The 1,618-nt window shown below is 40.7% G+C and carries 2 protein-coding genes; both read left to right on the top strand.

Going from position 1 to position 1,618, the window contains the following annotated elements; all coding sequences use genetic code 11:
• Positions 1-18: 18 nt before the first annotated feature.
• Positions 19-828: a hypothetical protein gene (locus tag ACYVRA_RS06440; protein ID WP_461251926.1), complete on the top strand. Its 810-nt coding sequence runs from the start codon at positions 19-21 to the stop codon at positions 826-828.
• Between the two features lie 345 nt (positions 829-1,173).
• Positions 1,174-1,618: PDDEXK nuclease domain-containing protein (locus ACYVRA_RS06445; protein ID WP_461251925.1), on the top strand; the 445-nt coding region annotated here is incomplete at its 3' end.

Consider the following 1,618-nt stretch of genomic DNA (forward strand, 5'->3'; position numbering starts at 1 on the left):
TGGCGCCAGAGGACCGGCATCCCTTTTCACGCAAAGCTTGTCGCGCAAAAATACAGACTAGACTATTTAATAGACGACGGCCTCTTGGTACGTGACAACCGTATCCTTGCCGGCCATTCTGCAAAAAAAGAACATACTTTCCTTGCCGCTGTTAAAGTCGCCCTTTTTGACGAAAAGTCGCACAGGGACGAAGTCGCGCGCAAATTGCAAAGTGAAAAATACAAGCGTATTTTAATTCTTGGAACTTCTGAAAAAATGGTTTATAAAATCGCCTCGCGCCTTCAGCTTCCCCCTCCGTCTAAAATTATAAAAATTGAGGATATCGCCACCCAGGAAGAAATTGACAGAGCGGTAAGAACTAGGCGCATAGAAGGTAAGCATGTTATCCCCTTACCCTCAATCGAAGTAAAAAAAAGTTATCCAAACATTTTTTTTGACGGCATAAGGATTCTTAAGCGCCGCGCCACTCCCGAGGGAGACCCAATGAGTTTACCCACAGGACTTGGGCCGGTCCCTACCCTGCTTGAAAAATCCTTAGTGCGTCCTGAATATTCAAAACGCGGAAAAGTAATTATTTCACAATCCGCTCTAAGCCAGATGGTCATTCTCTGCGTTGAGGAATATAACCCTGCCATCAAAATAAAAAAAATCCTCGTAAAAGACGTAGAAATAGGATACCGGCTTGTTATTACTATTGATATTCCCTACGGCATCCAACTTGGCGGCAATATCCATGAAATGCAGCAGTATATTATTGAAAATATCGAGCGTTACACTGGCATATTGATTGAAGAGGTTAATATTATTATTGATAAGATTATTGAGTGAATGATTATTCGCAGGCTAATACTAACGATAACAAGTGTATACATTTAATCGCTCTCCTGTGCAGTCAGGGCAGGCTGCGCGCGCTGTAAAAACTTCGTAAGAGCCCGCCTACGAGCCTTTCGGCGACTAAATAGCGGTAGGTAGAAAGCTTTATCTAGGGTACGTCGCCGAACTTTTATTCTCTGAATTTTCTTTGTTTTATTTCAAAGTCTCTACGGCGGGGAACGCCCGAAAAATGTTTTTACAGCACGCGCAGCCTGCCCTGACTGCACAGAATAGTGGTGAGTGTATACATTTTGATTTTATTAGGCTGCTTGTGGGTGGGGGATTTTATTCAATTATACAATGGTGGAAACATATTGGAATATTGGCAGACGAATAGTAGAACAGGAACAACAGGGAAAAGAACGGGCAAATTACGGAGAGCAACTAATTGTAAATTTATCTCGTTTCTTGAGTGGTACGTTTGGTAAAGGTTTTTCTTTCGTTGGCAGGCAATTCCGTATAAGTACAGAAACAGCGCATTTCTACATAGATCTTGTTTTTTACAATTATTTACTAAAATGTTTTGTCGTCATTGATTTGAAAACTAAAAAACTGACTCATCAAGACATCGGACAAATGGATATGTATGTAAGGATGTTCGATAATTTGAAACGCGGTGAAGATGATAACCCTACTATCGGAGTTATTTTATGCGCGGAAAAAGATGAAACTATAGCAAAGTATTCCGTATTATCAGAGAATGACCAATTATTTGCGTCTAAGTACAAATTAATTCTTCCTACAG

The sequence above is a fragment of the Treponema sp. R8-4-B8 genome (assembly GCF_054786175.1).